We start from the raw sequence: 26,524 nt of genomic DNA, 5'->3' as shown, positions 1-26,524 counted from the left end.
GCATGACCGAAAGCGTGGTAGAAAAGCAGGCCGTGCTCATGCAGCACGTGGGATTCCGCCGTCAAGGCCGCGTCATACTCGACGATGTGAACCTTGAGGTGGGTCGCGGGCAGAAGTGGGTGCTCTTCGGTCCCAACGGGGTGGGCAAATCCACATTGGTAGCCATGATGAGCACGCGAGGCTTTCCAAGCACTGGCAGCGTAGAGATCCTAGGCAACCGGCTGGGCCAGGTGAACGTCTTCTCCTACCGGCATCGGATAGGGCTGGCATCGGCAGGACTGGCCAAGACCATCAGCCCCCAGGAGGATCCCTACGATGTGGTGCTGACCGCCTTCAGCGACACCACCGGCCGCTGGAGGGAGACCTTCACGCCCGAGCAGGAAGAGGCCACCCTGGCCCTGATGGAACGGTTCGGCATCGCCTACCTCAAGGGCAAGCGCATGTATCGGCTCTCTGAGGGGGAGCGCGGCCGGGTACTGATATGCCGGGCGCTGATGGCCAATCCCGACCTGCTCATCCTGGACGAGCCGACCACTGGGCTGGACCTGGGCGGCCGCGAGCTGGTGCTCAGGGCCTTGAGCGACATCGGCAGGGAGGATAGGGACCGTACGGTCATCCTGGTCACCCACCGGCTTGAGGAGATTCCTCTGGGCTTCGATCGGATAGCCATGATGGGCCGGCGTCCTGCCGACACTGCAGACACCGGTGACCCGGATCCGGGCACCATCGTCTACCAGGGACCCTTGGAGGGTGGACTGACCGGTCCGCGCCTGAGCGAGCTCTTCGGCCTGGACCTGACCGTGGTCCACCGCGACGGACGCTGGGGTGCCTTCGCCGTCTGAACGCCACTGCCTGCGGACCCGTTCTGACACGCCCGTATCAGCTCAAGGAATAGCAGATTCATCAGCCCAGACGCAGGTATAGACTATGGTGGTTTGTCTGCTCGGGGACCGCGGCAGACCTGTATGCGTGAAGGATGTTGACGTGATCAAGATATGGACCCGCTACCTGCGGCCTTACTGGCTCCAGGTGGCCGTTCTGGTGCTCTTTCAGGTGGCGCAGACGGCCTTGAACCTCTACCTGCCCAACCTGCAGGCGGACATCATCGACAAGGGCGTGGCTGTAGGCGACCAGGATGCCATCTACAGGATTGGCTGGGAGATGATGGGCATCACCGCCATCCAAATCGTGGCCAACGTGGTAGCCGTCTACTGCGCCACCCGGCTGGCCATGAGGATGGGCTACGAACTGCGCAGGGATCTGTTCGCCTCGGTGGAGGGCTTCAGCCTCAACGAGATCGAGCGCTTCTCGGCCGGTTCCCTGATCACACGCACCACCAACGACGTTCAGCAGATGCAGATGACCACCATGCAGACCCTCATGATCATTCTGCAGGCCCCGGTCATGCTGATCGGCGGGCTGGTTTTGGCCCTGCGCCAGGACGGCCCCCTGACCTGGTCCCTGGCGGTCATCGTGCCCCTGATCCTGGTGGTGGCACTGGTGCTCATGGGCAAAATGGGACCCCTGTTCACCCGTCTGCAGAACATGCTGGATTCCGTCAACCGTCTGGTCCGTGAGCAGATCTCTGGCGTGCGGGTCATACGTGCCTTCGTCCGCGAGAAGACCGAGGCCGCCCGCTTCGACAAGGCCAACCGCGACGTCTACGGCGTTCTGATCTCCACCGGTCGGCTGATGAGTATGATGGTGCCGCTTATGTGGTTCCTGCTCAACATGTCCAACGTGGCCATCATGTGGTTCGGTGGCCGTCGCATCGACTCCGGGGCCATGCAGATCGGCGCCCTGCAGGCCTTCATCCAGTACTTGATGATCATCCTGTCAGGCCTGATGATGGCTGCCATGATGTCGGTCATGCTGCCCAGGGCCGCTGTGGCCGCCCGAAGGATCAATGAGGTCCTGGAGGCCTCCAGCGAGATCGCCGCTCCCGAGAACCCCTACCGCAACGAGCACCCCCAGGGACTGCTGGAGTTCAAGCACGTGGACTTCAGCTACCCGGGCGCCCAGGACCCGGTCCTTTCCGACATCTCCTTCACCGCCCGGCCGGGCACCACCACGGCCATCATCGGGGCCACGGGATCCGGCAAGTCCACCATCATCCGGCTGGCTAACCGCATGTTCGATGTCACCGACGGCCAAGTCCTGGTGGATGGCCACGACGTGCGCGAATACGACCCCGACCAGCTGGCCCTGATCTTCGGGCCGGTCCCGCAGAAGGCCACCCTCTTCACCGGCACCATCCGCGACAACATGCACTATGGTGACCCCGACGCTGACGACGACCGCATATGGGAAGCCTTGCGCACCGCCCAGGCCGAAGACTTTGTGCGTGAGATCCCTGAGGGTCTGGATGCCCGTGTGGCCGAGGGCGGCACCAACTTCTCTGGCGGGCAGAAGCAGCGGCTCTGCATGGCTAGGGCCATCCTGCGCAATCCCCGCATCTACACCTTTGACGATTCCTTCTCCGCACTGGACATGACCACAGACCGGGCCCTGCACGAGGCCCTGGTTCCGGTCACCCGCGAGGCAACCCAGATTGTCGTAGCCCAGAGGGCGGCATCCATCCGCCAGGCTGATCAGATTCTGGTCCTTGACCGCGGTCGTATCGTCGGCCGAGGCACCCACGACGAGCTCATGGAGGACTGCCCCACTTACCAGGAAATCGTCCAGTCCCAGGGCGGGCAGGGTCCCGACGTGGAAGAGCTCACCATTGACGAGGGGAGGGCCGAGTAGATGGCTAAGAACTTGAGCACGAATACAGGCTCGCAGGCCGTGGGAGGCCGCCGCCACACCGTGGGCCGGCTGGTCTATTATCTGCTGGCCAGTCCCTGGAGGGTCATCGTCATGGTCCTCGCCGGTATGACCGCCGTGGCCATGATCGTCATTGGCCCCAAGGTTATGGGTGAGGCTACCAATGTCCTCTTCGAGGGACTGCTGGGGTCCATGCTGGTCAAGATGGGTGCCAAGCCCGGCACTCCCAAGCCGGCTGTAGTGACCTATTTGCAGTCTCGCGGCCAGGACAAGTTCGCCCGGATGATCGACTCCATGAACGTCCAGGTGGGCGTGGGCATCGACTGGGGGCGCTTCGGCACCATCCTCATGTTCGTCATCGGCATCTATCTGATCTCCATTCTGGTCAGGCTGGTGCAGAACTTCCTGATGACCCGGCTGGTCTCCGACGCGGTCTATACCATGCGTCGGCAGATTGAGGACAAACTGGACCGGCTGCCCCTGCAGTATTTCGACCGGACCCCGCGCGGCGAGGTCATGAGCCGGACCACCAACGACATCGACAACATCTCGGGCACCCTGCAGCAGATCCTGGGCGAGCTGATCTTCTCGGTCTTCTCCATCATCGGCGCCTTCATCATGATGCTGACCATCTCCCCCCTGCTGACCCTGATCGCCTTCATCATCATCCCGGTCATGGCCCTGTGCGCGGGCTTCATTCTCAAGAAGACCCAGCCACAGTTCACCAGGCAGTGGATCCGCACCGGCCAGGTCAACAGCCACGTGGAGGAGATGTTCTCCGGCCATATGGTGGTCCGGGCCTTTGGCCACCAGCGCAAGGCCGAGGAGGAGTTTGAGGAGCGCAACCAGGAGCTCTACCAGGCCAGCTTCAAGGCCTCCTTCTTCTCGGCCCTGGTCACGCCCATGTCTACCTTCTTCGGCAACCTGAGCTTCGTGATCGTGGTCATCATCGGCGGTGTGCACGTGCTCAACGGCAGCATGAGCCTGGGCGGCCTGCAGGCCTTCACCCAGTACACCCGCCAGGCCTCCCAGCCCATCGGCCAGCTGGCCTCCATGGGCACCATGCTCCAGTCCTCCCTGGCCTCCTGCCGCAGGGTCTTCGACTTCCTGGACGAGGCCGAGGAGGTGCCGGACATCGAGCATCCCGACCATCTGGGCCAGGAGACCGGAGGCAAGGTCGAGGGCCATGTCCGCTTCGACCATGTCCGCTTCTCCTACGATCCGGCCGAGCCGCTGATCAAGGACCTTTCCATCGAGGCCAATCCAGGACAGACCATCGCCATCGTCGGACCCACGGGGGCGGGCAAGACCACCCTGGTCAACCTGCTCATGCGTTTCTATGAGATCCAGGGCGGACACATCACCATCGACGGCGTGGACACCTCGAGGGTGACCCGTCACGACCTGCGCAGCCACTTCGGCATGGTCCTGCAGGACACCTGGCTCTTTGACGGGACCGTCCGCGACAACCTGCTCTACGGGCTGGACGAGGGGCAGACCATCCCCGAACAGACCATGATCGATGGCGCCAAGGCCACCCACGTGGACGAGTTCATCCGCAAGCTGCCCCAGGGCTACGACACCGTCCTCAACGAGGACAGCAGCGAGCTCAGCCAGGGCGAACGGCAGCTGATGACCATCTGCCGGGCCTTCCTGTCCGACCCCGACATCCTGATCCTGGACGAGGCCACATCCTCGGTGGACACCAGGACCGAGCTGCTGGTCCAGCAGGCCATGAACACCCTGCGCAAGGGCAGGACCTCCTTCGTCATAGCGCACCGGCTGTCCACCATTCGTGACGCCGACCTGATCCTGGTGGTCAACCACGGCTCGGTGATCGAGCAGGGCACCCACGACCAGCTGTTGGAGCGTGGCGGGGCCTATGCCTCCCTCTACAACTCCCAGTTCACCAAGGGCGAGGAGGACTGAGAAGGCATGAGCCTGAGACGCGGTCCGCTGAGCATAGGGGAGCGGGTCCAGCTGACCGATCGGCGTGGCCGCAAACTGACAGTCATGCTGGAACCTGGCGGTTTGACACAGACCGACCATGGCCTCCTGCCACACGAGGCCATGATTGGCCTGCCCGAGGGATCCGTGGTGGTGACCATTTCGGCAGACAAGTGGCGTCAAATGCGCCACAAGCAGGATGCCGGCACAGACGCAGAGGCGCCTGATAGGGCCAAGCCTTGGAAGTCCTCGCGAGGCATCGGAGGATGGGCCTTCACGGTCATGCGTCCTCGGCTGGAGGACTACATTCTCTCCATGCCTCGCGGCGCCCAGATCATGTACCCCAAGGATGTGGCCAGGGTCATCCTCCTGGGAGACATCCGTCCCGGCATGAGGGTCCTTGAGTCGGGAGCCGGCTCAGGGGCCATGAGTCTGGGCCTGCTGGATGCCATCGGTCCGGAAGGGAAGCTGACCAGCATTGAGCGGCGGGAGGAGTTCGCCCGGGTGGCCATGGGCAATGCCACGGTCTTCTTCGGGCAGCGCCCTGCCCAGTGGGACCTGCGTACCGGCGATTTTGACACCGTTGCGGCCGACCTGCCCGAGGACGGATTCGACCGTATCGTTCTGGACATGCTGGACCCCTGGAACCGCCTGGAGCAGGCCTATCGGGTCATGGCCCCGGGCGGTGTGCTAACTGCCTATGTGACCACCACCACCCAGCTCAGCAGACTTGCCGAGGCCCTGCGCGCAGACGGCCGATGGACCGAGCCAGAAATCATGGAGAGCCTGGAGCGTTCCTGGAAGGCCGACGGGCTGGCAGTCCGACCTGAGCATGAAATGATCGGGCACACCGGCTTCTTCTTGACCAGCAGGGCCATGGCTCCCGGCCAGCAGGCGCTACGCAAACATATCCGGGCCACCAAGGACTACCAGACTGACGTGGATCAGGGCCGGCGGCCTGCAAAGATCAGCGGTTCCAATCACGAGCACGAAATGCAGGACCTGGAGGATCTCGAGGATCTGGAGCTGCGCCGAGTCTCCGATCGTAAGCTGCGCAAGGTGTTGCGTGATCTGGGTCATCAGGTGCGCACTCTGGAAGGCGGCAAAGAGCAGGAAAGCTGATCGCCCATGACCCGCACCTTCAGCCAGCTCTGTCATAATGGAGAAGACGCCTGATAGGAACTTGGGAAAGGAAGTATGCATGGGTTTGCGAAAAGGTCTGAAGGCCGAGGATCTGCGCAGGTGCAGCCGGACACTCATGCTCATGCGTCATGCCAAGACCGAACGCCAGGGGTCGCAGGGTGATCGCAGCCGTCAGCTGACCGACCGGGGCCAGAAACAGGCCCGAATCATGGGTCGTGGATTGACCGCTTTGGGTCTGGTGCCAGACCGCATCATCTGCTCGGGAGCGCCCCGGGTCCGTCAGACCCTGGACGGCATGCTCAAGCCCCTGGGGGACGGGCCGCGGGTCGATTACCGGGAATCCCTCTATGAATCCGGCATGCAGGCGGTCTTCGACGAGCTGGCGCAGACCGAGGATCGTGACCGCCGGGTCCTCATCCTAGGGCATGAGCCCACCATGTCTATCTGCTCACAGTGGCTGGCCGAGGACAACTCCGACCCCGACCTATTGGACCTGCTCAATCTTGGACTGCCGCCGGCCACCATGGTCGTGCTGGGATCTGAGCGACCATTGACCGACTGGGGAACCCACCAGGCCCGTTTGCTTGGCATTCTGGGCCCCCAGGACCTTGAGGACTGACCGGCATAAGAAGCCGTAGACGATCTTCTATAGGCAGTCTTAGCGACCAATAATCCCCTGGCTGCTGTCATGTCGTTATCGATTCAATTTATGGCGACACCTTATTTGCACCAATTACCCGCCTCCCCCCGCCGCTGATAGGCTGACCGGAGACATCAGGACGAAACTGGGAGGTTTCATGGCAGCGATTACATCCGTGTCCGGATTCCCGCGCATCGGTGCGCACCGCGAACTCAAGAGGGCCATCGAGGGCTACTGGAAGGGCGAACGAAATCTGGACGAGGTTCGGCGCACGGCCGCCGACCTGCGGGCCAGGCACTGGCAGCTTCAGCAGGAGGCCGGCGTCGACCTGATTCCCGTCAATGACTTCAGCTACTACGACCAGATCTTGGATACGTCCATCCTTCTGGGCGTCGTGCCCGATCGCTATCGGAAGTTGGGCCTGGGCCCCGAGGACACCCTCTTCGCCATGGGCCGTGGTTACCAAGGGGAGCAGGGTGATGTGACCGCCCTGCCCATGAAGAAGTGGTTCACCACCAATTACCACTACCTGGTTCCCGAGATCGATCAGGACACCAAAATCGCCCTGGAAGGCGACAAACCCTTCAAGGAGTTCCAGGAGGCGCGCGAGCAGGGCATCGCCGCTAAGCCGGTGCTGATCGGACCATACACCTTCCTCAAGCTGGCACGCGGTCCCCAGGGCGAGCTGCTGGATCCTGACCCGGCACTGGTCCAGGATCTGGCCAAGGCCTATGCGACCATACTGGAACGGTTCATCGGACTGGGCGCCGACTGGGTACAGCTGGACGAGCCCTGCCTGGTCCTGGACAAAGAACCGGGCGACCAGGACCTCTTCGATACCCTCTACCAGCCCATTCTCAAGGCCCGCCAAAGTGACCAGGGCAAGGTCCGTATTCTGCTTAACACCTACTTCGGCCATGTGGGCGACTGCTATGACCAACTGACTGACCTGGGCTTCGACGGGATCGGCCTGGATCTGGTCGAGGGCAGGGATGAGAATCTGGCGGCCCTAAAGGAGCACGGCGTGCCCGAGGGAACCACCATCTTCGCTGGCCTGGTCAACGGCCGCAACATCTGGCGCAACGACTATGCAGTCAGCCTGGGCCTCCTGGATGCTCTGCACCAGGTGACCTCGAATGTGGTGGTGTCAACCGCATGTTCCCTCCTGCACGTGCCTTACACGGTGGCCGACGAGGATGGGCTGGATGCCGACACCTTGCGGCCCCACTTCGCCTTCGCCCTGGAGAAGCTGGGCGAGCTGCACGATCTGGCCCAGCTGGCCGATGCCGGCGAAGACCAGCGACGCTCCAGCAAGGCCCTTGCTGACAACCAGAAGCTCTTCGACGGCAGCCGCGTTCAGCCCGACCCCCAGGTGCAACAGCGCCTGGCCGGTCTTAAGGACGAGGACTTTGTACGTAACCCGGCCCGGCCCGAACGACAGAGGATCCAGGCCCAGGAGCTGGGTCTGCCTCTGCTGCCCACCACCACCATCGGCTCCTTCCCCCAGACCGCCGAGGTCCGCGCCGAGCGGGCCCGCCTGCGCAAGAAGGAAATCAGCCAGGAGGACTACGACGACTTCATCGCCCGCAAGATCGACCAGGTCATCGATCACCAGGAGCAGATCGGCCTGGATGTGCTGGTCCACGGCGAGTTCGAGCGCAACGACATGGTCGAATACTTCGGCCAGAACCTCAAGGGCTACCTGTTCACCCGGAACGCCTGGGTACAGTCCTATGGCACCCGCTGCGTCAAGCCTCCCATCGTCTGGGGTGATATCTCCCGCGCCCGGCCCATCACCGTGCGCTGGTCCTCATACGCCCAGTCCCGCACCAACCATGTGGTCAAGGGGATGCTGACCGGTCCGGTGACCATTCTCAACTGGTCCTGGCCCCGCGAAGACATTGACCACAAACAGCAGACCCGCCAGCTGGCCCTGGCCATCCGTGACGAGGTCCTGGACCTGGAAGCTGCTGGCATCCGCATCATACAGATCGACGAGGCCGCCCTGCGCGAGAAGTTGCCGCTGCGGCGCTCCGACTGGCACAGCCGATACCTGGACTGGGCCATCCCAGCCTTCCGGCTGGTTCATTCCGGGGTTAAACCCACCACTCAAATTCATACCCACATGTGCTACTCGGAATTCAACGACATCATCAAGGACATTGATGCCATGGACGCCGATGTGATCTCCTTCGAAGCCTCCCGCTCCGACCTGACCGTCCTGGACGCCATCCAGGAGGCCAAGTTCGAGACCGAGGCAGGCCCCGGAGTCTACGACATCCACTCGCCGCGCATCCCCTCCACCGAGGAGATCGTGGACCGGATCCACGCTATCCTGAAGAAGCTGGATGCGGCTAAGGTCTGGATTAATCCCGACTGCGGACTCAAGACCCGAGGCGATAAGGAGACCTGGCCCAGCCTGGAGCACATGGTGGCCGCCGCCCATCAGGTGCGCGCGGAGCTATCGTCCAGTCAGGAGTCGGATCATGCATGAGCCTATCTTTTCCCTGGAGGTCTTTCCCCCCAAGCGCGATGCCCCGGTGGGCACCATCTATGACACCCTGGATGGGCTGGAAGGACTGATGCCCGACTTCATCTCGGTGACTTACGGGACCGGTCGGCGCTCGGACCGCACGGCCACGGCCCGCATAGCCAAGACCATACATACCGAATATGGCATCCCTGCTGTAGCGCACTTGACTGCCCAGTACGCGGACCGCGAGGTGATCGATCAGGCTCTGGACATGTTCGACGATGCAGGTGTAGCAGCGGTGCTGGCCCTGCGAGGCGACAGCGTGGAGGGTCGTGAGCCTGCCGGAGTCTTCGAACATGCCAGCGACCTTGCCGCCTACATCCGGTCCCGTCGGCCAAATCTGTCGATATACGGAGCCTGTTATCCGGAGACCCACCCGGAGGCCGCCTCGCCCGAGGAGGACATTGAGAATCTGCGAATCAAGGTGGATTCCGGCGTGGATCATCTGGTTTCGCAACTCTTCTACGACAATGCTGATTTTCTGGACTTCCTGGACCGGGCACGGGCAGCCGGCATCCAGGTGCCCATCGAGGCCGGCATCATGCCCATCACCAACGAGGGCCAGGTACGGCACATGAGCGAGGTCTGCAAGGCGCGAATCCCGGCTGCGGTTGAGTCCATCCTGGAGCGTTGGGGCGACGATCGGGCCAGTTTGCGCGAGGCGGGCATCATCTACGCCTCACAGCAGATCGCCGACCTGGTGGCTCATGGGGTGGACGGCATTCACCTGTATTCCATGAACCACTCTGGTGTCACCCGGCGCATCTGGCACAACGTACGCCACCTTTTCTGGCAGGTAGGCACCAAAGAGGAGCCGGTCAATAGCCAAAACTAACTGCATAAAGGCGGAGGAGCACCCGCATCGATGGCTGTAAAAGCGTGATTTTCGGCTTTCAGCGACGCTTTAGGCCTTGGTCATCGGTGCGGGGCCTCAGCCATGGCCAGATCTTGAGCGCAACTCTGTTCAGTGGCGGGATTATGCCAATTACGAGCCCAAGGACCATCGCTCCGATGGTTATCCAGGATACCAGATCGCGTCCCAACAGAATGAGAATCATCACCAGGCCAGTGCCGATCAGGGATAAGACCGGTATCCAGCGTTGCTGCCTGTCGGTCAGGCGGTCGTTTTTCTTAGGAAGAAGTCCGTATATCAGTCCCCATGCCAGTCCTATCAGGGCACAGACGATGGTCAGTAGGGTATCGGCCAGTTGCATTCTAGGATTCCTTCGTTCATGATTGCTGAGGTTCTGTTGTCTGATACGGTCTGTTTTGCCCCACTGGCAGATTCGGCAAGAGTTGGTCTGTAAGGGTCGGGGAGGAAAGAACTACAGGGCCTGACCGGCGTGTCTACGCATGTTGTCGTCATCACGGGAATGGTGATGATCGCACAGTTGTTCGCCGCAGAAGAGGTTAGAGGAGACATCCAGCTTGACATGCTTGGGGGCTTCAGCGAACTTGAAACTGACATATGGGTCGTCCATCTTCGGAAAGACTGCGGTTTCGTGCAATCAGCGTCACCTCCTCTACGATGATCGACCTGCGAATTTTGTGGACACATCAATGTGCTCGTCGACGCCATTGACAGCCATCATAGCCGCCTTAAGAGCGGATCCAGTAATCAGATAGCGGGCAGGGAGCACCTTTATGCAGACTGTGGTGTCGGGGGAAAACATGCCCCGGAGAGTTTCACGAAGGGGCTCTAAGAACACGTATTCGGTTGTGTTCAGGATGCCTGCCAGGACCACCACCTCGGGATTCATGGCATTGCCAATGCGGATGGCTGAGTCACCTATGATCAGCCGGCATTGGCCGTCAGATCCTTTCCGCGGCTGAGGCTGTGCAGGATGGCAGCCGCTGACATGGCCCACTATGATTTCGTACACTGTGCCGTCTGCTCCTTTCGGGAGGGCTGCAAGGGCTGACGACCCGTCACCCCTATAATGCCTGTACCGGTTCCGCAGACATCAGAGCCGTTGCGGGCCTGAGGAAAGGCAGGGGATAAGTCATGGAAGATCCGGTGCGACCGACCACTTCGACCCTGATCCACCTTGGGCTGCACGACCTGGACAAGGCCCGGGTTCGGCTGGATCGGCTTGCCCGTCTGGTGGACGACCAGACTCTGGCGCAAACCCTGGTCCAAGCCCTGGGACAGGCCTGCGATCCGGACGAAGCCCTTGCGGGGCTGACGCGAATTCTCGAACAGTATCCGCAGGGAGTCAGGCCGGACTTTCTTTCCGGTTCCCCACGGGAAAACCATGAGGCCGCCCAGTCGCTGATCAGGGTGCTGGGGGCCTCGGAGGCCATGGGCCGACTGATGCGCTCGCGGCCGGAGTTGGTAGAGGCGGCTGCCCTGGATCCGGATCACTTGGCTGACTGTCCGGCGGAAACCAGGCAGAGGCGGGTCCTTGACGCCTTGGATAAGGTGGAAGCAAAATCGGACTCCGTGCCCTCGCTGGCGGCCTACGCCGATGCACTGCGGTTCGAATACCGGCTGCAGCTGGCTGCAGTCATGGCCCGGGACCTGGCAGCCAAGGATCCTCTGGAGCTGGAGCCAGCAATCAGCCGGGCCCTGTCCGACATGGCCGATGCCGCGCTCCAAGGGGCTCTGAGCATTGCCTGCCGTCAGGTTCCCGATGCGGATTCATGTCGTCTGGCGGTCATCGGCATGGGCAAGCTGGGCGCCCAGGAGCTCAACTACGTGTCCGATGTGGATCTCATGTACGTGGTGGAGCCGGCCTCGGGGACGGACACCAGTCAGTCCGATCCCATCGCCGTGGGCACTGCCATGGCCGTCCTCCTGCAGCGGGTCTGCCAGTCGGTCATCCCCGGTTCGACCGAGCCGCCGCTCTGGAAGGTTGATACCGCCCTTAGGCCCGAGGGACGTGACGGTCCCCTGGTCCGTCGTCTGGCCTCCTACGCTGACTACTATGCCCAATGGGCCGAGAATTGGGAGTTCCAGGCCCTGCTCAAGGCCCGTCCGGTTGCGGGCGACAAGGCCCTGGGACAGGACTACTCTGCCATGATCGCGCCCCTGGTCTGGGGTGCCTGCCAGCGACCCAACTTCGTCTACGACTGCCAGCGGATGCGCCAGCGGGTGGAGAGGTTGATACCCGAGAACCGCAAGGAGCGGGAGATCAAGCTTGGCCAGGGCGGACTGCGGGATGTTGAATTCACCGTCCAGATGCTCCAGCTGGTCCACGGCTCCAGCGACGACGTTCTGCGTTGTCCGGCCACCCTGGATGCCCTGCAGGCCCTGTCCCGTGGCGGTTACATTTCACGCAAGCACGGCGACCAGCTGGACCATGACTATCGGTTCGAACGGGTCATGGAACATCGTCTGCAGATGTGGCAGCTGCGCCGCACCCACCTCTTCCCGAAAATCAACCGTTCAGGCACCCCCGGCAAACGGCCGCCCAGTCTGGAGGAGCTGGAGAACAACCGCGATCTGCGGCGGCTGGCCCGTGCCTTCGGACTGCATGCCGACCAGATGCTGGCCCGATACCAGGCCACCAGAATCGAGGTTCGCAACCTTCACCAGGCCATCTACTTCCGTCCCATGCTGCCCATCAACGCCCAGGTGGACGAGGACGAGGTCAGCCTGCGCCCCCAGGCGGCCCGCGCCCGGTTCGCCTCCATCGGCTTTGCCGACCCCGATGCAGCCATCCGCCACGTCACGGCACTGACCACAGGGGTCACCCGGTCGGCGAGGATCAACCGTATTCTCATGCCCGCCGTCCTCCAATGGCTGGGGGAGGGGCAGGATCCGGACATGGGTCTTCTGGGCTGGCGAACCCTGGAGGAGCACTTCGGCGGCAAGAGCACTTACCTGGGCTTCCTACGGGACTCCACCTCGGCCGCCCGCCGCCTCTGCCATGTCCTGTCCAACTCGCGCTATCTGTCCGGCGCCTTGGCCCAATCCGTCCAGTCGGTGACCTGGCTGGGCCATGACCAGGATATGATCCCCCGTGATCGAGCCACCTTGGACAAGCGCGCCGCAGCTTATCGAACCCGGCATGCGGACTCGCTGGAGGATTTCGCCACCGCAGTGCGGACCATGCGCCGCCAGGAGATCGAGCGGATTGGGTTGGGCTGGATGAGCGGTGTGGACGATCAGCAGGCCTGCCTGGCGGGCATGTCCGATGTTTACGATGCAGCCATCGATGCCGCCCTGGACTGGGCCGTGAACCACCGTCTGGAACAGACTAATGCGCCGGCAGAGATGGCCCTGATTGCTATGGGCCGCTATGGAGGCAGGGAGGTCAACTTCAACTCAGATGCCGACATCATGCTGGTCTACCGTCCCGCATCAGGCGCCGACCAGGACCAGGCGGCTGAATTCGCACGTGGCGTGACTGCGGACCTGCGGGCTGTTCTAGCTGGACCAGCCAGCCTAGAGCCGGGCATCGACCTGGACTTTGACCTGCGCCCTGAAGGCCGTCAGGGGCCTCTGGTGCGTTCGCTGGACTCCTACCAGCACTACTACCGCGACTGGTCGGAGACCTGGGAACATCAGGCCTTGATCAGGGCCAGATTCGCAGCTGGGAATGCCGGCTTGGCCAAGGACTTTCTGGAGGGCATAGCAAATCCGCTTCGCTACCCCGAGCAGCCGCCCAATGAGGAGGAGCTAGGGCAGATTCGCCGTCTAAAGGCCCGAATGGAGGCTGAGCGACTTCCGCGCGGCGTGCGTCGGGATCGGCATCTGAAGCTGGGCAGGGGAGGACTGTCTGACGTGGAGTGGACTGTTCAGCTTCTCCAGCTGCGCCACGCCCACGATCTGCCGCAGCTGCAGGCCACCGGCACTTTGACAGCCTTGGACGCCCTGGAGGTTGCAGGACTTATCGAGGACAAGGATGCTAAGGCACTGCGCCGCAGCTGGGTGCTCTGCACAGCAGCCCGCAACGCCAACTTCCTCTGGTCCGGTCGTGTCTCCCAGGCGGACATTCTGCTGGACGACGGTCAGGTTCTGGGAGGCATCGCGGTCTGCTTGGGCTACCCAGCCCACCGGGGCCAGCGCTTTGTCAACGAGCTGCTGGCGGCCATGCGCCGCTGCAGGCAGGTCATGGAACGACTCTTCTACGGGAGCTGATCCTGGGTCCATCCGGGGTCGTATGCTTGTTCAGGTCACATAAGGTGGCCACCTTGAGGAAGGTGAGCCGTTGTCCCAACAAGTTGATCACGCATCCAACACCTCTTCTGCCGTCGTTCCGCTTCGTGGGCGAAGTGTGGTTACTCTCGACGACATTCCCATGACCCAGATCCTGGACCTGCTGGATCGTGCGGCCTACATCGACACCCATCGCCGTCAGGTGGCCCACACCTGCGACGGCCGGGTCCTGGCCACACTCTTCTATGAACCCAGCACCCGAACCCGGCTCAGCTTCGAGACGGCCATGCTCCGTCTGGGCGGTCAGGTCATCGGATTCGCCGGCGCCCAGCTGGCCAGCGTTTCCAAAGGGGAGTCCATCAGCGACACTCTGAAGACGGTCTCCAACTACGCCGACATCGTGGCCATCCGCCACCCCAAGGAGGGTGCCGCCCTGGTAGCCTCCCAAGCGGCTGCGGTCCCGGTCATCAACGCGGGCGACGGCGGGCACATGCATCCGACCCAGACCCTGACCGACCTGGCCACTATCCGTGCCCGCAAGGGTCGGCTGAACCACCTGACCATCGGCCTGTGCGGGGACCTGACCTTCGGCCGCACGGTCCACTCCCTGATTACCACCCTCTGTCGCCTGGGCCACGTGGACTTCGTCCTGATAAGCCCCGACGAGCTGCGGACCCCCGAATACGTCCTGGAGAGGATCCGCTCATCGGCTGACTGCACCTACCGTGAGACCGGAGACCTGAACGGGGTCATCGGCGACTTGGACGTGCTCTACATGACCCGCGTCCAGCAGGAACGCTTCTTCAACGAGGACGACTACCTGCGTCTGCGCGACACCTACATTTTGGATGCCGACAAGCTTCGGGCTGCGCGCCCCGACATGGCCATCCTCCATCCGTTGCCCAGGGTCAACGAAATTGCCGTGGAGGTGGACGATGATCCGCGTGCAGCTTACTTCCAACAGGTTCGCAACGGCATGCTGGTCAGAATGGCCCTGGAGAGCGCCTTGCTTGGCGACGAGCTGCCCGGTTACCGCAAGCAGAAGGAGGTGGCGGCATGAAGGTCACCAGCATTGTTGACGGCATCATCATCGACCACGTTCGTGCGGGCACAGCCCTGAAGGTCTTGCACTACCTGCGCGTGGACCCGGCGAAGACCCGTCTGGCTCTGATCATGAATACGGACAGCCGCAAGTACGGGTCCAAGGACATCATCAAGATCGAGCAAACCGGGGATTTGGACCTGACCGCCTTAGGGTTCATCGCCCCCGAGGCCACCGTCGACGTAGTCCGGCAAGGCAGGATCGTCAGCAAGCATCAGCCGGACCGACCCAACCATCTGATTAACGTCATCACCTGCGTCAACCCTCGTTGCGTGACTACGGTGGAGACCGGAGTGGACCAACGCTTCCACCTGGATGATGTTGGGGTCTACCGCTGCGACTACTGCGACGAGAAGGCTGAAGACTGACATGCGGTTGTTGGGGTTGACTGATTGGCGTAGCGGCATGACGGTCGATCTGGTGCTTCCCCAGACGGTCGACAGCACGCTGATTGACGAGACCGGCGCCATGTCGGCAGATGTGGACCAGATAAACGCCTCGGGGCTGGTGGTGGCTCCGGCCCTGGTCGACCCCCACGTCCATCTGCGGGACCCTGGCCAGACCAACAAGGAAGACATGGTCACCGGCACGGCTGCCGCAGCCGCCGGGGGCTACGGGCTGATACTACTCATGCCCAACACCCAGCCCGCCATGGACGGCCGTGCGAGGATGGCCGATGGGCGTACGATCATCGACTACCTGGAATCCTACGAGCAGGACCATGGGCTGAGCCTGCCGGTGGACTACGACCTCTGCGTGGCGGCCACTCTGGACCGGGCCGGCCGGGAGGCCTCAAACCCAGACGACTGGTCGAGTCACCTGTCTGGCCACGGATACGACCATCCTGTAGTGGCCATCAGCGACGACGGATCGGCAGTAACCGATCAGACCCTGGAGGCCGTTGCTGCCAATGCCCGAGAATTCGACCTACCCATCCTGGATCACTGTGAACACCACGAGCATGGTCAGGTCAACCTGGGGGCCGTCAGCCGCAGGCTGGGACTGGAAGGGATTCCCGCCTCCACCGAGACCGCCATTATCAATCGGGACATCGAACTGGCGGAACGTACCGGCACCCGGGTGCATCTGCAGCATGTCAGCACTGCCGGGGGATTCGAGGCTGTTCGCCGGGCCAAGACCCGTGGGTTGCCGGTCACCTGCGAGACCGCACCCCACTATCTGGCCCTCTGCGACGAGGACCTGCTGCGTTGCGGCAGCATGGCCAAGATGAACCCTCCACTGCGCTCCCGCGCTGACCAGCAGGCTGCACTTGAGGCCGTAGCCGACGGCACCGTGGACATGATTGCCACCGACCATGCCCCCCACACCAGCGCTGAGAAGGCACTGGGGCTCAAGGATGCCCCCAACGGCATCATCGGTCTGGAAACTGCCTATGCAGTCTGCAACCAGGTCCTGGTCGAGAGCGGACTCGTCAGCCATGACCGCCTGATCGAACTCATGTCTCTGGCTCCAGCCGAGCTCATGGGCATGCGTCGGCTCCTGCCCGAAGACCTGCCCTCGCATACGGCGAACAAGGTCAATAAAGCCGGTCACCTGCAGCTGGAGGCCGACCGTCACAGCGATGCCAATCTGCCACCTGTTGACCTGGTCATCTTGGACCCCGAGGCCAAGTGGGAGGTAGATCCCAGCCGCTTCCATTCCAAGTCACGGAACACCCCTTTCGCCGGAGCAGGGCTGGCCGGACGGGTCATGGCCACCATAAAGGATGGGCGTCTGGTATTCTCCCGCCTGCCCGCAAGCCGCGTCATCACCAGGGAAAGGATCCGAGCATGGACCGACTGACTGCGCTCGTCCAGGACAAGAACAATCCGACCGTGGTCGGTCTGGATCCGCGACCGGAACTGCTGCCCAGCCAGCTGATCGAACAGGCCAGACAGCGCGCAGCCGGGAGCATGGCTCAGATGGGCCTGGACCCTAAGGACCTGCAGCAGACCCAGGGCGAACAGGCTCAGGCTGTCTGGGCGGACCACCTGGCCAGGGCTTATCTGCGCTTTAACCTGGCCATCCTGGAAGGCGTGGCCGACCTGGTGCCTGCAGTCAAGCCTCAGATTGCCATGTACGAGGCACTGGGACCTTGGGGCATCAGGGCCTACACCGGCACCTGCCGAGCCGCAGCCGACCGTGGCCTCTATGTCATCGGGGATGTCAAGCGCGGTGACATCGGCTCCACGGCTGAGGCCTACGCCGCCCACCTGGACGGGCTCCCTCTACCCTTCACTCCTGGGCAGACGATCGACGGGTCGGCTCACAGTGGCGGGAGATTCCCCTGGTACGAGGATGCCCTGACCATCAATGTCTACCTGGGCTCCGACGGGGTGGAACCCTTCCTGCAGGCTGCCGAGCACATCCAGGGCGACTTGTTCGCCCTGGTGCGCACATCCAATCCCTCGGGCAGCCAAATCCAGGAACTGGGCCTGGACACAGCCTCAGGCGGGGGAACCATTTATCAGCGCCTGGGAGATCTGGTGGAATCCTGGGGGCAATCCTCAATCGGAGAATCGGGTTACTCCAGGCTTGGTGCTGTGGTCGGCGCTACCCATCCTGAGGATGGCGCCCTTCTGCGGCAGGCCATGCCCCACACCTTTTTCCTGGTCCCCGGTTACGGAGCGCAGGGCGGTTCAGCGGCCGACGTGGCGCCCATGTTCGACCAGTCCGGCGGCGGAGCTGTGGTCAACTCCTCTCGGGGAATCATCGCAGCCTGGCGGAAGGATCCGGACTACAGCCCGCGGCTCAGCATCCAGGCGGCCCTGGGCATGGTCACTCGCGATGCCCGCCAAGCTGCGCAAGCCATGAAGGACGATCTCAATCAGGCGATCAAGGAGGCCCGATGAAAACCAACCTCTTTATATCCACCAGTCGGGTGGAAGAACAGGCCGAACGGGCAGGTCGGCTGCCTGGACGGCGTACTGCCCAGGTCACCGGCATGGAGCCCCTGGACCGGCAGGTCTGGCGAATGACCATCCGCGACCCTTACCTGGCCGCCCACGCCCCTGCAGGAGCCTTCATCAACCTTTACTCTGCAGACCGCATGACCATGATGCCCAGACCATTCGGCATCAGCCGGGTTCTGGCGGGCGAGCAGATCGAGATTATCTTCGCCGTAGTCGGCCAGGGGACCAATGAATTCTCCCGCCTGCAGCCGGGCATGGCTGTGGATCTGCTGGGGCCCCTGGGCCATGGCTTCGACCTGGAGAAGCCCGCAGACTATCTGCTGGTAGGCGGCGGCTTGGGTGTTCCTCCGCTGATTCGCGCAGCCCAATGCCTCCAAGGCCGGTCCAATGTAAGCACCACCGCCCTGCTGGGCTACCGGGACCGTCGGTTCGCCGATGCCATCATGGGCTCGCTGACCGATCGGCTGGATTCCATCGACAATGCTTCCGGGGATGTCATAACCCTCTTGGATCAGGTTCGCGGCGACATCGATACCGAACGGACCATCATCCTGACCTGCGGACCCTTGCCCATGATGCGAGCCGTGGCCGCCTGGGCCCGCAAGACCGGCCTGCCTGCCCAGTGCTGCATGGAGTCTCGGATGGGTTGCGGCTATGGTACCTGCGTCGCCTGCGTGGTCGATACCGTGGACGGCAGACTCAAGGTCTGCAAGGATGGCCCGGTCTTCGCCGCCGACCGCCTGATCTGGGATGAAGAGGGAAGCAAGGAGATGCCGCGATGAGCCAGCAGACAATCGCAGAGATGCAGACGGCCATAGCCATGGATCCTCTGGAGCCGCACGTCTGGCGGCATGGCACTGTTGTGGCCGGCACGCCTTGGAAGAACCCGGTGGGTACCGCCTCGGGCACATTCAACCTGGATGCCTGCGGGGGTTATTACGACGTCTCCCAGATGGGCGCCATTTCCACCAAGGGGGTTTCGCCGGTTCCCTGGGAAGGCAACCCAACGCCAAGGACCGCCGAGAGCCCAGCCGGCATGGTCAACTCTGTTGGCCTACAGAACCCGGGCGTGGACCATTATCTGGTGGACGAACTGCCCAGACTCAAGGCCCTGGGAGCCACCGTGGTCACCAACGTGGCCGGCCACAGCGACGAGGACTACGCCATCGTTGTGGAACGGCTGGCAGACAGCCCGGCGGATATGTTGGAGATCAACGTCTCCTGCCCCAACGTCTCACATGGAGGGATGTCCGTAGGCACTGATGCCAAGGCTCTGAAACGGTTGATCATCCGGCTGCGGGGTCTGACCGACAAGCCCATGGTGGTCAAGCTGACCCCCAACGTCACGGACATTGTGGAGGTGGCCCGAGCGGCCGTTGATGGGGGAGCAGATGCCCTCAGCCTGATCAATACCCTGGTGGGCATGCGCATCGACATCAATACAGGCAAGCCTATCCTGGCCCAAGGCACCGGTGGTGTCTCAGGCCCCTGCATTCTGCCCATCGCTTTGTCTTTCGTCTGGCGGGTGCGCCAGGCATTGCCCGACATTCCCATCATCGGCATCGGAGGAATCGACTCGGGACGCACGGCCTTGGAATTCCTCTATGCTGGGGCCAACGCCGTGGAGGTGGGGGCTGCGGCCCTGGTGGACCCTGTGGCGCCCATGAGGGTGGCCCGCGAACTGGATGATCTTTTAGACGAGCGGCCCGATCTGGCCGAATTGCTCAAGAAAGGGAAGTGCTGGCGATGAGCGCAACCGCAGCAGAAAACAAGGACCATGACGGGGATGCCCTGGAGCAGACCCGCCGCATCCAGGAGGGTTTCACCAGCTTCCTGCTGCAGAGCGGAGCGCTCAAGTTCGGTGACTTCACCCTGAAGTCAGGGCGGCGCTCGCCCTACTTCATCAACGCCGGGGCCTTCAATGACGGACGGCTGATTGCCCTGCTGGGGGAGTTTTACGCCCGGACCATTGTGCAGGCTGTGAAGCAGGGGACCCTGCCCGCAGACATCGACACGGTATTCGGCCCGGCCTACAAGGGGATTCCCCTGGCCGTCTCCACCGCCATAGCGCTGAGCGGGGCGCACGGCATGCCGGTCGGCTACACCTTTGACCGCAAGGAGGTCAAGGACCATGGCGATGGAGGCCTCATGGTCGGCACCCAGCTCAGGGATGGCATGAGGGTGCTGCTGGTGGATGATGTCATGACCGCCGGGACTGCGGTCCGACAGGTGGTGCCCAAGATCATGTCCCAGGCCAATGTGACCATCGTCGGCCTAGTGCTCTCCGTGGACCGAATGGAGCGCACCGGACAGGGCCAAGGCTCGGCCGTGGAGTCCATCATGGACGAGTTCCACTTCCCGGTTATCAGCATCGTCAACGTCCGCCAGATCTTTGGCGCGGCCGCCTCTATGAAGGGTCCGGACGGGTCGCCCATTCTGGACCAGCGCACGGCCGATGCCGCCAGGAACTATCTGGCGCGCTACGGTGCCTGAGCAAATGCCTGGCTCATATCGATATGTTGATTGTGCGTACCGGCCACATTGACGCACATTCTTCGGATGGTCATTCTGCCGGATGACCCTCGTGTAGATTGGTAAAGGTCCGACGGGCAGGCCGACGGATCATCATCGCAAGGAAGGCCATGGATCATGACGAAATCGCAGGAGCAGAAAGGTCATGAGGAACCGGACCAGACTGAGGTCGACGAGGTGAATGCCGCTTCTCAGGCGAATTCAGAGGAAACGGCCAAGCCTGCCGTTTCTGCCACAGCAATTGACACAGAGAAATCTTCGGATGAGGCAGGCCAGCCTGCTCATCGGTCTCGGAGGCTGCCGCTGACACTGGTTGTGGTGGCTCTTGTGCTGGTGCTTGTAGCTGGCTTCTACATGCTGTGGACTAATCATTCAGGAGACGACCAGTCAGCCCAAAAGCCTTCATCTGGAACATCGACCGTCCAAGCCAATCAAGGCCCCAGCGGGGATGCAAAGGCTTATAAGGCTCTGCAAGAGGTCACCGTCAAGCCATCGGTGGCTGACGACCAGGGAGGACTGACCGTTTCAGTCAAGGGTGTCGGCAGTAAGAAGAAGGTTGCTGATGCGCCCACCCTTGAGATATTCATAGACCCCATGTGCCCATGGTGCGGCAAGGTGGGCCGGGTCATCGATCCCCAGCTGCAGCGCATGATCAGTGCCGGTCAGATCAATGTCACCTACAACTTTTTGAACTTCCTGGATTCGGCATCCAGCGACCAGTACTCCAGCCGTGTGGACAACGCCCTGGCCATGGTGGCCCAGGAGGATCCGGACCATCTGCCGGCCTTCGCCGCCGCTATCTTTGATACCGACTTCCAGCCCAATGAAAAATCCTATCAGGCCGTTTCCGATGCGCGCCTGGCCGACCAGGCCGTGGGGGTGGGCGTGCCCAGGTCCCTGGCAGACCGTTTTGCCCAGGGCACCTACAGACCATGGGTGGACAAGGTCAACGCCTATGCCATCACCCGCAAGGACGCCAAGGACGCCAAGGGGGAGTTCTCGACCCCTACCATCATGATCAACGGCAAGGTCTGGGATCTGACCGCAGCTGCAAAGAGCCAGGGAGGCCTGGAACATCTGGACCGGGCCCTGTTCAAGGCCCTGGGACTCAAATCGCAGGATGTGGGCCACCAAGGGAAGATGCCCTCCATCGGAGCACAAGGAAAAGCGCTGAAGGCAGAGTAAGCGGCAACTGCTGAGCGCCTACGATCTGTGGCAAAATTCAAGGACCGCCGTTATCAGATCAGCTGTTTGCTCGGTTAGTCTTGGTCGGTTCGGCTTTTGTTTGCCTGGCTGTTACTCGCTTGGCTCCTGTTCGATCAGCGAATATCCGTGGTTGGACACAACCTGGCGCAGCTTGTCCAAGTAGAGTCCGGCGGCATGGGACAGCTTGGTCCGGCTGTTGACAATCCAGCCCACCAGCATGGACTCATCCGACTCCAGGGGAACGCTGACGATCTTCTCGTTGTTCAGGTCCTCGTTGTCGATGCCGGTGCAGACCGTGTAGGCGTTGAGCCCGACGATGAAGTTGAGCATGGTGGCCCGGTCGCTCACGGTGATCTGCTTGGGGGAGTAGTCGGGCCAGACTGCCTCCTCTGCGAAATAGAAGGAACCCTCCTCGCCCTGCTCGTACTGCAGGAAGGGGTAGGGCTCCAGGTCCTTCATGGTCACCATGGCCCGATCAGCCAATGGGTTGGTCCGGGCGATAAAGACATGCAGATCTGCACGGAAAAGGGGATGGAAGTCCAGGTGTTTCTCGCGTAGCATCTTGGACAGGACCCGTTTGTTGAAGTCGGACTCGTAGATGATGCCTATCTCGGACTGAAGGGTGGCCACCTGGTCGATGATGTCCCTGGTGCGCGTCTCTCGTATGGTGAATTCGTACTCGTCCGAATCTATGGAGTTGATCATCTCCACGAAAGCTTCCACTGCGAACATATAGTGCTGGGTGGAAACCCGGCAGAGCTGTTTGCGGGGCCTGACCTGCCGGTAGCGGGCCTCCAGCAGGTCTGTCTGATCCAGAATCTGCCTGGCATAGGTAAGGAATTCCGCCCCGTCCACTGTCAGAGCAATCCCCTGGGAGTGACGGGTAAAGATTTCGATGCCCAGCTCGTTTTCCAGCTCCTTGACCGATGAGCTCAGAGCCGGCTGGGAGATGTAGAGCTCGTGCGAGGCCTCGTTCATGGAGCCGCATTCGACAATCTTGACGATGTAGCGCAGTTGGAGCAGTGTCATATAAGCAAATCTATACCCAAGGCCCTATCGGCCCAGGGCCGCGGTTTCAGCTATGCCCTGGTTCGCGGCCTTCTGATCAAGATAGCGACCCGGACCAAGGACTTGAAGGTTGCCATCTTCATCGGTCTCGAAGTTGTAGACCATGGGAACGCCCGTGGGCACGTTGATAGACCGGATGTCCTTGTCATCAACATCTTCAAGGACCTTGATCAGGCTCCGGACCACGGAACCATGGGTGACGATGAGCACAGTCCGACCTTGGGCCAGGTTTGGGGCTATCCGGCTTCGCCAGTAGGGATGCAGACGGAGCAGCAGATCCTTGAGGCACTCGGCGCGGATCTCGGCCGGATTCCGGCTGTCCAGTCCGTCGCTCATGGCCGGGGCATAGCGCGGATCCAGTCCCTGAAAGTAGGGTGAATCGTTTTCGATGGTCGGCGGCCTAACATCGTAGGAACGTCGGTAGATGTCGAATTGCTGCTGACCGTAGCGTCCCAACATGGCCGGTCGCGTCTGTCCCTGGAAGGCGCCATAGTGGCGCTCGTTCAGCCTCCAGGTGCGCTCTACCGGAATCCAGGCCCGATCAACCAGATCCAGCACCGTGTTGGCAGTGACGATGCTGCGGGTCAGCAGAGAGGTGAAGACCAGCTCGGGCAGAAGGCCTGATTCCTTGAGCAGCTGTCCGGCATGGCGGGCCTGTTGCAGTCCGCGATCCGTCAGAGGCACGTCCACCCAACCGGCGAAACGGTTGACCGACTTCTGAGTCCAGACGCTTTCTCCGTGACGCATGACAATAAGCTGCGAGGTCATCAAATCGACTCCTTTTCTGATGAAGCGTTTTTAGAACCAGAGCGAGCTGTTTTCAAAGAAGAGGGAAGCATCGTCCCCTTCCTGGGCGGATTGGTCGATTTGGTCAGCAGTCCCCTCAGCTCTTGACATGACCAGACCTATAGCCATGGGCAGGGCATCGGCTACCTGGCTGGCACGGATCGGCTGCCCCATAAGTCCTAAAGCTGTCCCGTGACCCTCCTGCTGGCTGTCCTGGGCTACCAGATCAGCAAAATCCTGAGGCTTACGCGGGTCGAAGATCAGCGGTTGCTCCCAGCCGGTCTGCCTGCCTCCGCTGGCTAGAGAACCGGCAAGCCCGTGCAGGAAGGCCGCAGCAGCCGTCAGATCCACCATCAGCGTGGCATCATCCTGGATTAGTCCGGCATTTTGTGCCAGCATGGCCCCGATGGTTCCTGAGAGCACATCTCCTGATCCGGCTGTAGACAGCCATGCTGGGCCGAAGCCAGTGGTCATGACGCGGGGACGGTCGGTACCGTCCTCGCCGACGACCAATGTGATGGCCCCCTTGAGCAGAATGGTGGCTCCTGTCAGCTGACAAGCTCGGATTGCCCAGTGCAGGGGTTCGGCCATGACCTGGTCGCCGTCCACGTTCTCGCCATTCGAGTTGAGCAGTGCGGCCATTTCGCCAGCATGTGGGGTAAGCACCGTGCGCGGGCCCAACCGGTCCGGCAGCAGATCCAAAGCACCGGCATCGGCTACCACCGGCGGGTCAGCTGCTGCCTCATCCTCGTCCAGGTCGGCGGCCTGACGGCTGAGTATATCGGCAATCAGACCACGCTGATCGTCCTGACCCTGGGGTCCAGCTGCCTCCTGGGCTTGCCTGGTGGGTACACCAGAGCCCAGAACCCAGGATTCAACCCTTCCGCGGCCCAGGACGGTCTCGGGCAGCTCCTGCAGGATCAGGTCGCCCACCTGCTCGGGGCCGCAGTAACGGATCATGCCCACGTTGCTGCTGGCAGCAGCCTTGCTGGAGAGCAGCCCGGCGCCATGGTAGAGGGCGGAGCCGGTGACCAGGCCGACCACGCCCCGGCTGTACTTGGTGTCATCCACCCGTGGCGCTCGTAGGAGACTGGCGCAGTCTTCAGCGCTCATGCAAGAGACGCTCGGGACCAGGGCCGAGGTGTCAAAACCGAAGTCCACCAGGACGATTCTGCCACAGACATAGGCGGCCGGGGGCAGCATCAGGCAGGGTTTCATGGCCCCCATGGTCACGGTCACATCAGCCGGGATGTAGGCCCCAGGCAGGGTGCCCTCGTCCACGTCCAAACCGGAGGGGGTATCCACGGCCAGCACCAAAGGCCTATCCTGACCGGCGGGGTCGTGCCAGGCTGGTCTGTCGGGCAGACCAGTCTCCATGCCCAATTCTGCGGCCAGAGCAGCAGGAATGCCGCGCAACGCCCCCTTGAGACCGATACCCGTCATGGCATCGATAATCAGATCCGCCTGTCGGCATAGCTCCAAGACTTGGTCCAGATCCTCGGATGCCTGATCCGGTCCGGAGGGGGTCTCGCAGCCGGGGATAGCTGCCTGAGGATCCAGAGCCGTGACCACTCCGCCGGCGCGGAGAAGGGCGTCTAACCCACCCTGATGCAGGCTCCGCCCAGTGGCCACCACAGTCACGTCGGCTCCATGCCCGGCCAGATCGGCCGAGGCATAAAGCCCGTCGCCGCCGTTGTTGCCGGCCCCTGCCAGCAGGACGATTCTGGCGCCTGCAGGCTCCAGCCCGGCCTGGGTGAGCATGACGTCGGCCACGGAAGCCAGAGATCCCGCGGCGACGCGCATCAAGGGGACCCCGTCATCCAAAAACGGCTGCTCAAGTGATCGGATCATGTCGGCGGAATAGGCGCTGGTGGCGAGGGTCCGGCGGGCTTCGCGGCGCTCATCTGATGACGGCTTCATGGCATCACACCCCTCATTCAAAAGGTCCACGTGCGGCGGCGTGGCCGGCCACGTGCTTGCTCCACTCTATCCGATGGCCATGTCCTGCAAGCGTTATAAGGTCTGCCTATTTAAGAGGGCAGGAAGGGAAATCATGCAGGGATTCGCATTGCCGAACCAAGGTCAGATTATGGCGGTGGTCTTGACGGTGGTTCTCTGTGGTCTGATCGGCTTCGAGCGCGAGTTCCTCAAGCACGACGCTGGCATCCGCACTCACATTCTGGTGGGTCTGGGCAGCTGCCTGTTCACCATGGTCTCCCTCTATGGCATACAGGCCGCTGTAGGCAACTACTCCTGGGATGCCTCGCGAATCGCAGCCGGGGTGGCCTCCGGCATAGGCTTCATCGGTGCCGGCGTCATCTTTTTCAACCACGATTCTGTCAAGGGTTTGACCACGGCCAGCGCCATCTGGGTGGCCGCCGCCGTGGGCATGGCCTGTGGAGTCCAGCTCTTCGCCATCGCCATCCTGGCGGTCGTCTTCTACTTTCTGGCCGTTCTGGTCATCGCGCCCATCCTCAAGTGGTTCCTGCGCAACCGTCAGAACACAGTCCTGCGCATCGTATATCAGGACGGCCACGGTTGCCTGCGCGAATCCCTGCTGCTGGCCACCCGCATGGGCTTCGAGTCCCGGGTGCTGACCATCCACGAGCTTCATCGGGATGCCTGGAAGGGCGCCGATGTCACCGTCAACCTGCTGGGCAAGGGGGATGTGACCGAACTGGTCGAATCCATAGGGCAGACTCCAGGGGTCAAAGGGGTTGAGGTCCTAGGGGAGGATGACTGACCCGCTGACCGACACAGACGACCCACAGGCATGGGCCAACCG

Annotated in this window: 23 protein-coding genes; 17 read left to right on the top strand and 6 right to left on the bottom strand. The window is 62.2% G+C overall.

What is annotated here, in order from left to right; translation table 11 throughout:
• Positions 1-2: 2 nt before the first annotated feature.
• The 7 genes from ACUIAI_RS03700 to metF all read left to right on the top strand — a co-directional run bounded on the left by ACUIAI_RS03700 (position 3) and on the right by metF (position 9,864).
• Positions 3-842, top strand: coding sequence for an ABC transporter ATP-binding protein (locus ACUIAI_RS03700; protein ID WP_445342809.1), 840 nt, complete (start codon positions 3-5; stop codon positions 840-842).
• 142 nt (positions 843-984) lie between these two features.
• Positions 985-2,748, top strand: a complete 1,764-nt coding sequence (locus ACUIAI_RS03695; protein WP_445342681.1) for an ABC transporter ATP-binding protein — start codon at positions 985-987, stop codon at positions 2,746-2,748.
• Complete coding sequence (locus tag ACUIAI_RS03690; protein ID WP_445342680.1) at positions 2,749-4,695, top strand: ABC transporter ATP-binding protein; 1,947 nt, start codon at positions 2,749-2,751, stop codon at positions 4,693-4,695.
• Positions 4,696-4,701: 6 nt separating this feature from the next.
• Entirely contained in the window at positions 4,702-5,835 is a 1,134-nt protein-coding gene (locus tag ACUIAI_RS03685; protein WP_445342679.1) for a tRNA (adenine-N1)-methyltransferase, read from the top strand.
• Between the two features lie 79 nt (positions 5,836-5,914).
• Entirely contained in the window at positions 5,915-6,475 is a 561-nt protein-coding gene (locus ACUIAI_RS03680; RefSeq protein WP_445342678.1) for a SixA phosphatase family protein, read from the top strand.
• A gap of 178 nt (positions 6,476-6,653) precedes the next feature.
• Positions 6,654-8,990, top strand: coding sequence for a 5-methyltetrahydropteroyltriglutamate--homocysteine S-methyltransferase (gene metE / locus ACUIAI_RS03675; RefSeq protein ID WP_445342677.1), 2,337 nt, complete (start codon positions 6,654-6,656; stop codon positions 8,988-8,990).
• Positions 8,983-9,864 carry a methylenetetrahydrofolate reductase [NAD(P)H] gene (gene metF / locus ACUIAI_RS03670; RefSeq protein WP_445342676.1) on the top strand — a complete coding sequence of 294 codons (882 nt, stop codon included), beginning with the start codon at positions 8,983-8,985 and terminating at the stop codon, positions 9,862-9,864. The genes metE and metF overlap by 8 nt, the downstream gene beginning before the upstream one ends.
• A 58-nt stretch (positions 9,865-9,922) precedes the next feature.
• On the opposite strand, the gene ACUIAI_RS03665 is transcribed toward metF, so the two are convergent.
• The 3 genes from ACUIAI_RS03665 to ACUIAI_RS03655 form a co-directional block, all read right to left on the bottom strand.
• Positions 9,923-10,243 (bottom strand): hypothetical protein, encoded by a 321-nt coding sequence (locus tag ACUIAI_RS03665; RefSeq protein WP_445342675.1) that lies wholly within the window; start codon positions 10,241-10,243, stop codon positions 9,923-9,925.
• 111 nt (positions 10,244-10,354) lie between these two features.
• Positions 10,355-10,537: a hypothetical protein gene (locus ACUIAI_RS03660; protein ID WP_110412951.1), complete on the bottom strand. Its 183-nt coding sequence runs from the start codon at positions 10,535-10,537 to the stop codon at positions 10,355-10,357.
• A gap of 15 nt (positions 10,538-10,552) precedes the next feature.
• Positions 10,553-10,912 (bottom strand): hypothetical protein, encoded by a 360-nt coding sequence (locus tag ACUIAI_RS03655; protein WP_110412950.1) that lies wholly within the window; start codon positions 10,910-10,912, stop codon positions 10,553-10,555.
• A gap of 122 nt (positions 10,913-11,034) precedes the next feature.
• Here ACUIAI_RS03655 and ACUIAI_RS03650 point away from each other — a divergent pair, with 122 nt between their 5' ends.
• The 9 genes from ACUIAI_RS03650 to ACUIAI_RS03610 all read left to right on the top strand — a co-directional run bounded on the left by ACUIAI_RS03650 (position 11,035) and on the right by ACUIAI_RS03610 (position 21,864).
• Positions 11,035-14,115: a bifunctional [glutamine synthetase] adenylyltransferase/[glutamine synthetase]-adenylyl-L-tyrosine phosphorylase gene (locus ACUIAI_RS03650; RefSeq protein WP_445342674.1), complete on the top strand. Its 3,081-nt coding sequence runs from the start codon at positions 11,035-11,037 to the stop codon at positions 14,113-14,115.
• A gap of 70 nt (positions 14,116-14,185) precedes the next feature.
• Positions 14,186-15,193, top strand: coding sequence for an aspartate carbamoyltransferase (gene pyrB / locus ACUIAI_RS03645; RefSeq protein WP_110412948.1), 1,008 nt, complete (start codon positions 14,186-14,188; stop codon positions 15,191-15,193).
• The gene (locus ACUIAI_RS03640; protein WP_110412947.1) at positions 15,190-15,603 is read left to right on the top strand and encodes an aspartate carbamoyltransferase regulatory subunit; all 414 of its coding nucleotides are present in this window, start codon (positions 15,190-15,192) and stop codon (positions 15,601-15,603) included. The genes pyrB and ACUIAI_RS03640 overlap by 4 nt, the downstream gene beginning before the upstream one ends.
• A gap of 1 nt (position 15,604) precedes the next feature.
• Complete coding sequence (locus ACUIAI_RS03635) at positions 15,605-17,038, top strand: dihydroorotase (protein WP_445342673.1); 1,434 nt, start codon at positions 15,605-15,607, stop codon at positions 17,036-17,038.
• A complete protein-coding gene (pyrF, locus tag ACUIAI_RS03630) occupies positions 17,026-18,087 on the top strand; it encodes an orotidine-5'-phosphate decarboxylase (RefSeq protein ID WP_445342672.1) in 1,062 nt (353 codons plus the stop codon). The genes ACUIAI_RS03635 and pyrF overlap by 13 nt, the downstream gene beginning before the upstream one ends.
• Positions 18,084-18,929 (top strand): iron-sulfur cluster-binding protein, encoded by an 846-nt coding sequence (locus ACUIAI_RS03625; RefSeq protein ID WP_445342671.1) that lies wholly within the window; start codon positions 18,084-18,086, stop codon positions 18,927-18,929. Before pyrF ends, ACUIAI_RS03625 begins: the two co-directional genes overlap by 4 nt.
• Entirely contained in the window at positions 18,926-19,897 is a 972-nt protein-coding gene (locus ACUIAI_RS03620; protein WP_181414914.1) for a dihydroorotate dehydrogenase, read from the top strand. The genes ACUIAI_RS03625 and ACUIAI_RS03620 overlap by 4 nt, the downstream gene beginning before the upstream one ends.
• A complete protein-coding gene (pyrE, locus tag ACUIAI_RS03615; RefSeq protein ID WP_445342670.1) occupies positions 19,894-20,640 on the top strand; it encodes an orotate phosphoribosyltransferase in 747 nt (248 codons plus the stop codon). Before ACUIAI_RS03620 ends, pyrE begins: the two co-directional genes overlap by 4 nt.
• Before the next feature lie 156 nt (positions 20,641-20,796).
• Positions 20,797-21,864, top strand: a complete 1,068-nt coding sequence (locus ACUIAI_RS03610) for a DsbA family protein (RefSeq protein ID WP_445342669.1) — start codon at positions 20,797-20,799, stop codon at positions 21,862-21,864.
• Between the two features lie 111 nt (positions 21,865-21,975).
• On the opposite strand, the gene ACUIAI_RS03605 is transcribed toward ACUIAI_RS03610, so the two are convergent.
• Genes ACUIAI_RS03605 through ACUIAI_RS03595 form a run of 3 tightly spaced genes read right to left on the bottom strand, consistent with a single transcriptional unit; the run spans position 21,976 to position 25,659 of the window.
• Positions 21,976-22,914, bottom strand: a complete 939-nt coding sequence (locus ACUIAI_RS03605) for a LysR family transcriptional regulator (protein WP_110412942.1) — start codon at positions 22,912-22,914, stop codon at positions 21,976-21,978.
• Positions 22,915-22,938: 24 nt separating this feature from the next.
• Positions 22,939-23,721 carry a 2,3-bisphosphoglycerate-dependent phosphoglycerate mutase gene (locus ACUIAI_RS03600; RefSeq protein WP_445342668.1) on the bottom strand — a complete coding sequence of 261 codons (783 nt, stop codon included), beginning with the start codon at positions 23,719-23,721 and terminating at the stop codon, positions 22,939-22,941.
• 30 nt (positions 23,722-23,751) lie between these two features.
• Positions 23,752-25,659: a bifunctional ADP-dependent NAD(P)H-hydrate dehydratase/NAD(P)H-hydrate epimerase gene (locus ACUIAI_RS03595; RefSeq protein WP_254477487.1), complete on the bottom strand. Its 1,908-nt coding sequence runs from the start codon at positions 25,657-25,659 to the stop codon at positions 23,752-23,754.
• Between the two features lie 169 nt (positions 25,660-25,828).
• Between ACUIAI_RS03595 and ACUIAI_RS03590 the strand changes: the two genes are divergently transcribed.
• A complete protein-coding gene (locus tag ACUIAI_RS03590) occupies positions 25,829-26,482 on the top strand; it encodes an MgtC/SapB family protein (protein ID WP_254477488.1) in 654 nt (217 codons plus the stop codon).
• The last annotated feature ends 42 nt before the right edge of the window (positions 26,483-26,524 follow it).

Source organism: Bifidobacterium sp. ESL0827 (assembly GCF_052606685.1).
This window is presented reverse-complemented; position numbering and strand designations above follow the sequence as displayed.

Bases quoted from the DNA above. Each gene is read 5' to 3' on its own strand.
- ACUIAI_RS03700 (WP_445342809.1), top strand. From the start codon at position 3: ATGACCGAAAGCGTGGTAGAAAAGCAGGCCGTGCTCATGCAGCACGTG.
- ACUIAI_RS03690 (WP_445342680.1), top strand. From the start codon at position 2,749: ATGGCTAAGAACTTGAGCACGAATACAGGCTCGCAGGCCGTGGGAGGC.
- ACUIAI_RS03685 (WP_445342679.1), top strand. From the start codon at position 4,702: ATGAGCCTGAGACGCGGTCCGCTGAGCATAGGGGAGCGGGTCCAGCTG.
- ACUIAI_RS03680 (WP_445342678.1), top strand. From the start codon at position 5,915: ATGGGTTTGCGAAAAGGTCTGAAGGCCGAGGATCTGCGCAGGTGCAGC.
- metE (WP_445342677.1), top strand. From the start codon at position 6,654: ATGGCAGCGATTACATCCGTGTCCGGATTCCCGCGCATCGGTGCGCAC.
- metF (WP_445342676.1), top strand. From the start codon at position 8,983: ATGCATGAGCCTATCTTTTCCCTGGAGGTCTTTCCCCCCAAGCGCGAT.
- ACUIAI_RS03665 (WP_445342675.1), bottom strand. From the start codon at position 10,243: ATGCAACTGGCCGATACCCTACTGACCATCGTCTGTGCCCTGATAGGA.
- ACUIAI_RS03650 (WP_445342674.1), top strand. From the start codon at position 11,035: ATGGAAGATCCGGTGCGACCGACCACTTCGACCCTGATCCACCTTGGG.
- ACUIAI_RS03640 (WP_110412947.1), top strand. From the start codon at position 15,190: ATGAAGGTCACCAGCATTGTTGACGGCATCATCATCGACCACGTTCGT.
- ACUIAI_RS03635 (WP_445342673.1), top strand. From the start codon at position 15,605: ATGCGGTTGTTGGGGTTGACTGATTGGCGTAGCGGCATGACGGTCGAT.
- pyrF (WP_445342672.1), top strand. From the start codon at position 17,026: ATGGACCGACTGACTGCGCTCGTCCAGGACAAGAACAATCCGACCGTG.
- ACUIAI_RS03625 (WP_445342671.1), top strand. From the start codon at position 18,084: ATGAAAACCAACCTCTTTATATCCACCAGTCGGGTGGAAGAACAGGCC.
- ACUIAI_RS03620 (WP_181414914.1), top strand. From the start codon at position 18,926: ATGAGCCAGCAGACAATCGCAGAGATGCAGACGGCCATAGCCATGGAT.
- pyrE (WP_445342670.1), top strand. From the start codon at position 19,894: ATGAGCGCAACCGCAGCAGAAAACAAGGACCATGACGGGGATGCCCTG.
- ACUIAI_RS03610 (WP_445342669.1), top strand. From the start codon at position 20,797: ATGACGAAATCGCAGGAGCAGAAAGGTCATGAGGAACCGGACCAGACT.
- ACUIAI_RS03605 (WP_110412942.1), bottom strand. From the start codon at position 22,914: ATGACACTGCTCCAACTGCGCTACATCGTCAAGATTGTCGAATGCGGC.
- ACUIAI_RS03600 (WP_445342668.1), bottom strand. From the start codon at position 23,721: ATGACCTCGCAGCTTATTGTCATGCGTCACGGAGAAAGCGTCTGGACT.
- ACUIAI_RS03595 (WP_254477487.1), bottom strand. From the start codon at position 25,659: ATGAAGCCGTCATCAGATGAGCGCCGCGAAGCCCGCCGGACCCTCGCC.
- ACUIAI_RS03590 (WP_254477488.1), top strand. From the start codon at position 25,829: ATGGCGGTGGTCTTGACGGTGGTTCTCTGTGGTCTGATCGGCTTCGAG.